Here is a 6,124-nt window from a genome sequence, read left to right as displayed (position 1 = left end):
ACGCCGACCGCATCCCGGAGCGGGCCGCCCTCGTGGCCCTGATGGCCGCCGAACTCGCTGACGGAGCCCCGGAGTCCGGCGACGAGGCGACCACCGGCTGACCACGCCGCCCAGACCACGACCCGCGGCGGCCGGCCCGGCAGGGGGCCGCCCGCCTGCCGAACGGGCCGCGTGCCGACGTCAGTTGGTGATCTTTGCAGGCGTCTCGGCGTGGGACACGCGGATCTTGGACTGGCCGTGGGGGAGCTTCTCCCAGTCGTCCATGAAGCGGGCGCTCAGACCGTGCTTCTCTGCGAGGGCGAGAAGCGTCTCCGTCCGGTAGTAGAAGTCCTCACGCAGCACCTGGTGTTCGGCGCCCTCGGTGCGGTCGAAGGTGAAGTCGAAGAATCCGCCGGGCGCCAGGACCCGGCCGACGTTGGCCAGGCACTGGTCGATGATCTCGATCGGCGAGTGGGAGAAGACGCTGTGGGCGTGCACCACGTCGAAGTGCCCGCTGGGCAGGAATTCGAGGGTGAGGTCGCGCGTCAGGGTCAGGTGGGGGAGCTTCTGCTGGAGTTCGCAGTCGCTCAGCGTCTTCTTGGCGGCGATGAGGATGTCCGGGGAGATGTCGATGCCGTAGTAGTTGCCGGTGTCGAGGTACTGGATGAACCTCCAGCCCGCCCGCAGGTTGCCGCAGCCGATGTCGAGCATGCGGTGCTGCTTCTGAAGACCGTGCTCCATGAGGAAGTCGAACTGCATCTGCCCCAGGGCGAGCCACCGTTCGTGGCTGCGGCTGCCGACGGCCGCCTCCGGGTTGCCGGCCGTGTCCGAGGCCATCACGGCGCGGTAGTAGTCGACGTGATCGGGGTGCTTGAACCTCAGCCAGCGGTCGCGCAGGGCCCGGCGCACGTAAGGAGTCACCCGCGCGGGGTTCTTCAGCGCGTAGGAGACCTTGTGCGACAGCCGCGCGCGGTTTGCCGCCAGGGAGCGAGGCGTCTTCTTGGGCATCGGACGTTCTCCTTCGGTGTTCCGGTGTCTGCGGCGCTTTGACATAACACGAAACGAATGAACGGTCATGTCGGACACGTTCCACGACGAGCTTATGGCAGCGCGGCGCGGGGAGTTGGCGGCGGAGAGCCGGAACCGGCGGCTCACCGGGCGGGCGGTGGCGCCGGCGGGCCCGCGGACGGGGCGCCGGTCGGACATCCGTCCCAGCTCCCCTCACACCGCCTCCACCTCGTGGACTGCGGGGGGACGCCGCGGAGCAGCAGGGTTAAGGTCCACGTCAGAGTCCCCCAGAGATCCCCGACCCCGCCTGATCCCGGCAGGAAGGAGCGACCGTGCGCGTCGCCGTACTGGACGACTACCAGCAGGCCGCCCACCACTTCGCGGACTGGCAGAACCTGGACGCCGAAGTCACCTTCCTGCACGAGCACTTGGCGGACACGGACGACTTGGTCGAGGCCCTGCACGAGTTCGACGCGATCGTCGCGATGCGCGAACGCACCCCCTTCACGGCTGAGCGCTTCGCGCGGCTGCCGAACCTCCGCCTTCTGGTGACCACCGGAATGGCCAACGCCGCCATCGATCTCGCCGCGGCGGAAGCGAACGGCGTGACCGTCTGCGGCACGGAGAGCCCGTCCTCCGCGACGCCCGAACTCACCTGGGCGCTCATCCTCTCCCTGGTGCGGCACGTCCCCGCCGAGTCGGCCGGGATGCGCGAGGGGCAGTGGCAGCACTCCATCGGCGGCGATCTGTACGGGCACACCCTCGGCATCGTCGGACTCGGGCGGCTCGGCTCGCGCGTGGCCGCCGTCGGCAAGGCGTTCGGCATGCGCGTACTGGCCTGGAGCAGCAACCTCGACCCGAGCACCGCGCGCGAACGCGGAGCCGAACCGGTCAGCAAGCAGGACCTGTTCAGCCAGTCCGACGTGGTGACCGTGCACTACAAGCTCAGCGAGCGCAGCCGTGGCCTGATCGGCCACGAGGAGCTCTCCTGGATGAAGGAGACCGCGTATCTGGTCAACACCTCGCGCGGTCCGCTGATCGACACCGAGGCGCTGATCGAGGCCCTGCACGCGGGGCGGATCGCCGGTGCGGCCCTTGACGTCTACGAGACGGAGCCGCTGCCCGCGGACCATCTGCTCCGCACGGCCCCCCGCACCGTGCTGACGCCGCACATCGGCTACGTCACCGAGGAGACCTACCGGACCTTCTACGGCCAGGCCGCCCAGGACATCGCCGCCTACCTGGAAGGAACGCCGCTGCGCACGCTGACCCCCTGACCCCGCGTGATGCGCGACGCCGGTCCAGAAGGACTCGCCACAGCCCGCATATCATGTTCAACATGATATGTTGCCGCCATGGCATCACGAAGCATGACCCAGACGGCGTTCTTCGTCCTGGTCGCACTCACCGACGAGCCGCGGCACGGCTACGGCATCCTGCAGGAGGTCGACTCGCTCTCCGAGGGCCGGGTGCAGCTGCGGATCGGCAGCCTCTACGGCGCGCTCGACCGGCTGACCGAGGACGAACTGATCGAGCTGGACCGCGAAGAGGCCCACCAGGGGCGGCTGCGCCGCTACTACCGGCTCACCGACGAAGGTGAGGCCGCACTGTCGGAGGAGGCCGAGCGGATGGCCGAAGGTGCGCGGACGGCAACCCGCCGGGTGGCGGCACGCCGCCCGGCCGAGGGCGGCAGGAAGCGGTCTGCCGGCGGCCGCAGGCGGCCCGGGCTCGCCGGAGGTGGCGCATGAGCTCCCTGCTGGAAAAGCGCTATCGCCTCGTCCTGCGCATGCTGCCCCGCTCCTACCGGGAGCGGCGCGAGGAGGAGATGGTCGACACCTACCTCGAGGAGTTCGACGAGGACGCGCTGGACGAGGTGCGCCCCTCCTTGAGCGAGGTGGCGAGCATCGCCGCGCTCGCGGTCCGTACCCGCATGGGCAGCGCCGGGGCCCCGGCGCGCTACGCCGTGGCGGGTGCCACCGTGCGCCTCTTCGCACTGCTGAGCATCCTGATCCACGCGGGACGTCTCCTGACCAACAACGCCATCACGGTGGCGTGGATGGCAGGAGCGCCGGTGGAGGACCGCCGGATGTACCTCCAGTCCCTCGACGACTTCAGCCTGACGGGGATCATCGGCTCGATCTGCCAGTGGGTCCTGCCCTTGGGCTGGGTCGTGGCGTACGCGGCGCTCGCGCGTGACCGCCGGCGTGCGGCACGAGTGGCTGCGATCGTGGCGGCCGTTCCGTTCGTCTGGACGATCGTGGACCCCAGGTGGTTCGGCGGACTCTCCGGTTTCGACATCGCCACGACGGCGTTCGCCTGGCTGACCGCCCTCGCCGTCTGCTGCGGTTTCCACGACGACGCACCGGCGACTCGGCTTCCGCTCGCCCCGCCCGGTCTGGCTCTCATGACCGTGTGCGTGCTGATGGGGCTGTGGAACGTGTCGATGACGCCCAGCGTGGACTTCGCGGGGCCGGAGGTCTCGATCTGGTGCGTGGCAGGGCTGCTCTGGTGCGTGGCACGCGCACGCCGGGAAGTCGCCGCGCTGGAACCGCCGCTGTCCCTCGCCCTCGCGCTGGTGGGTGTCGCGGTGCTGGCCGAGCGGATGAGCCAGATCGGCCTGATCATGGACGGCGGCGGTCTCGGCGAGGAGCCCATGCCCGTCATGTGGGGGCAGACGGCGCTGGCCGTCCTGCTCGTGGGCATCACGGGCGTCTCCGGGGCCCTCGCCGCCCGTCGCGTGACCAGGGAGGATCCGGCGCGCGAGACCGGCAGCGCGGTGGGATAGTGCCGGGTGGGGGTTGTCGCTCGGGGAATCACGCGGAACATGCGACGAGAGGGGATACGCATGGCGAAGCGAGTATTGGCCGAGTCCTTCGGAGGGCCCGAGGTCCTCTCCCTGGTCGACTCCGACGTCCCCGCACCGGGTCCCGGCGAGGTGTCGGTGCGGGTCGAGGCAGCCGGGGTCAATCCCATCGACTACAAGCTCTACAGCGGTTCGTTCAGCGACGACCCCTCGCAACTTCCGATGCCGGTCGGCCAGGAGCTGTCCGGTGTGGTGACGGCCGTGGGGGACGGCGCCGAGGGCCCCGCCGGCCCCCTGCACGTGGGCGACGAGGTCATGGCGTTCCCCGCTCCCGGTGCGTACGCGAGCGAGCTGACACTGCCCGCTGCCGGCGTCGTCCCCAAGCCCTCCGAGCTGAGCTGGGACGCCGCCGGCGGGCTGCTGATGACGGGGGGCACCGCGGTGCACGCGCTGACGGTCGTCGGCGCGGCCGAGGGTGACACAGTGCTCGTGCACGGGGCGTCAGGCGGGGTCGGGCTCCTCGCCGTGCAGATCGCGGTCGCGGCGGGTGCGACGGTGCTCGGCACCGCGAGCGAGGCCCGTCAGGAACTGGTGGGGCGGTACGGAGCGACGCCCCTGCTCTACGGGCCGGGGCTGGAGGAGCGCGTCCGCCGGGCGGCGCCCGGCGGTGTGGACGCCGTGGTCGACACCGCGGGCACCAAGGAGGCGGTGGACGTCTCCCTGGACCTGGTGCCCGACCGGCACCGGATCGTCTCCATCCTGGCGTTCGACCGCGGTGACACCGGCATCAAGCTCATCGGCGGCGCCCCGAACGCCGACCCCGGCACCGAGATCAGGGCCGGCGCCTGGCGGAAGCTGACCGATCTCGCACGGCGGGGCGAGCTGGAGGTCGTCGTCGCCCGCACGTACCCGCTGTCCGAGGCCGCCGAGGCTCACCGCTTCCTCGCCGAGGGTCACCCCGGAGGCAAGCTGGTGCTGCACCCCTGAGGCCCGCGGGACCCACCGGGCATCGCGCCCGCGGTTCGACTACCCGAGCCTGGACCCCAGGAAGGCCAGGGTGCGCTCCCAGGCCAGCCGGGTCGAAGCGGGGTCGTAGGTGCCCAGGTGGTTCTCCTCGTTGGCGAACGCATGCCCGGCCGGGTAGCGGTGGATCGTCACCTCGGCCCCGGACTCGGCCCTGATGCGCGCCGCGATCTCCTCGGCGCGAGCGGGTGAGGCGTTCTCGTCCAACTCCCCGTAGTGGCCCAGCACATCGGCACGGACGGCGGAGAAGTCGGCCTCGTCGTCGCCGAGTACGCCGTAGTAGGGGACGGCAGCGGCGATCTTCTCCCCCGCGGCGGCGGCGAGGGCGAGGACGAAGCCCCCGCCCATGCAGAAGCCCACGGCGCCCACGGATCCGCCCTGTACGGCCTCGTGGGCCAGCAAGTAGTCGACGGCACCGGAGAGTTCACCCACGGCGCGGCGCATGGGCAGCTCGGTGGCGAGCCGCGCGGCGTCGTCGCTGTCGTGAGTCGTACGGCCGCCGTAGAGGTCGGGTGCGAGCGCCACGTAGCCGGCGGCGGCGAACTGGTCCGCCACGTCGGCGATCTGGTCGGTCAGGCCCCACCACTCCTGGATGACGACGACTCCCGGGCCGGTGCCGCCCGGTGGGAGGGCGAGGTAGCCGTACACGTCCACGCCGTCGGCGTTGAACTGCAGGTTCTGGCGCAGGGGTGGTGCAGACACGGAGTGGTTCCGCCTTTCGCTTCGGTGAGGTCATGTCGACCGCGAGGCCGGGTAACCAGCGGAGCCGGAAGATCACCTGCCGGGAGCGACCGAGTTGCGAGGCCCCGAAGGGACGGCGGCGGGCGGTGTGTTCCGTCCCCGAGCGGTCCCGGCAGGCATCAGTGGGCTTCGTGCAGCGAGGAGTCGGAGGCGAGTTCCCGGATGCGTTCGCGCGTCGGGTAGGTGTGGGTGTGCTCCAGGCCGGAGAGCGTGAGCGGGCCGTGGGAGTCGAACCCCGTGCGGACGAAGTCGTTGCCGGTCGCGGCGTTGAGCAGCCAGTTCGCGACGGTGCGCCAGCGGGCGTTGCCCGTGCGCAGGGACATGAGGTGATAGGAGCGGGTGACCAACTGGGCGGGCAGGCCGGTCAGTTCGAAGCCGAGCGGGTGTGCGACGGCGTCCAGCCCGCCCAGGTCGACGACCATGCCGAGGTCCCTGTGCTCGTACGGCCGCGTGGGCCTGCCGCGCAGCACCGCGGCGACGTTGCGGGCGGCCTGCCCGCCCTGGCGCATGGCGTGCTGCGCGGTGGGCGGGCAGACCGCGCCGTCGCCCTTGGCCGAGGCCGGCGTTCTG

Annotated in this window: 6 protein-coding genes and 1 pseudogene; 4 read left to right on the top strand and 3 right to left on the bottom strand. The window is 71.1% G+C overall.

Translation table 11 applies throughout. The features are described from left to right. Positions 1-180: 180 nt before the first annotated feature. Complete coding sequence (locus H5J26_RS27380) at positions 181-987, bottom strand: class I SAM-dependent methyltransferase (protein WP_181768650.1); 807 nt, start codon at positions 985-987, stop codon at positions 181-183. A 332-nt stretch (positions 988-1,319) separates the two neighbouring features. On the opposite strand from H5J26_RS27380, the gene H5J26_RS27375 reads away from it, so the two are divergent. The 4 genes from H5J26_RS27375 (at position 1,320) to H5J26_RS27360 (ending at position 4,777) form a co-directional block, all read left to right on the top strand. Further along, positions 1,320-2,264 (top strand): D-2-hydroxyacid dehydrogenase family protein, encoded by a 945-nt coding sequence (locus H5J26_RS27375; RefSeq protein WP_181768649.1) that lies wholly within the window; start codon positions 1,320-1,322, stop codon positions 2,262-2,264. A gap of 93 nt (positions 2,265-2,357) precedes the next feature. Beyond that, positions 2,358-2,735, top strand: a complete 378-nt coding sequence (locus tag H5J26_RS27370) for a PadR family transcriptional regulator (protein WP_181768652.1) — start codon at positions 2,358-2,360, stop codon at positions 2,733-2,735. Beyond that, positions 2,732-3,772, top strand: a complete 1,041-nt coding sequence (locus H5J26_RS27365) for a hypothetical protein (protein WP_181768648.1) — start codon at positions 2,732-2,734, stop codon at positions 3,770-3,772. The genes H5J26_RS27370 and H5J26_RS27365 overlap by 4 nt, the downstream gene beginning before the upstream one ends. 60 nt (positions 3,773-3,832) lie before the next feature. After that, positions 3,833-4,777, top strand: a complete 945-nt coding sequence (locus H5J26_RS27360) for a quinone oxidoreductase family protein (protein WP_235981183.1) — start codon at positions 3,833-3,835, stop codon at positions 4,775-4,777. 39 nt (positions 4,778-4,816) lie between these two features. On the opposite strand, the gene H5J26_RS27355 is transcribed toward H5J26_RS27360, so the two are convergent. Then, complete coding sequence (locus H5J26_RS27355) at positions 4,817-5,515, bottom strand: dienelactone hydrolase family protein (RefSeq protein ID WP_181768647.1); 699 nt, start codon at positions 5,513-5,515, stop codon at positions 4,817-4,819. 158 nt (positions 5,516-5,673) lie between these two features. Next, positions 5,674-6,124 (bottom strand): annotated as a pseudogene (locus H5J26_RS27350) (NAD(P)/FAD-dependent oxidoreductase); the annotation flags it as partial.

The sequence above is a fragment of the Streptomyces albidus (ex Kaewkla and Franco 2022) genome (assembly GCF_013870515.1).
Classification (GTDB): domain Bacteria; phylum Actinomycetota; class Actinomycetes; order Streptomycetales; family Streptomycetaceae; genus Streptomyces; species Streptomyces albidus.
Note: the sequence above shows the minus strand (reverse complement) of the source record. Positions and strands in the feature narration are given on the sequence as shown.

Coding starts and splice junctions, on each gene's coding strand:
- H5J26_RS27380 (WP_181768650.1), bottom strand. CDS start 987: ATGCCCAAGAAGACGCCTCGCTCCCTGGCGGCAAACCGCGCGCGGCTG.
- H5J26_RS27370 (WP_181768652.1), top strand. CDS start 2,358: ATGACCCAGACGGCGTTCTTCGTCCTGGTCGCACTCACCGACGAGCCG.
- H5J26_RS27365 (WP_181768648.1), top strand. CDS start 2,732: ATGAGCTCCCTGCTGGAAAAGCGCTATCGCCTCGTCCTGCGCATGCTG.
- H5J26_RS27360 (WP_235981183.1), top strand. CDS start 3,833: ATGGCGAAGCGAGTATTGGCCGAGTCCTTCGGAGGGCCCGAGGTCCTC.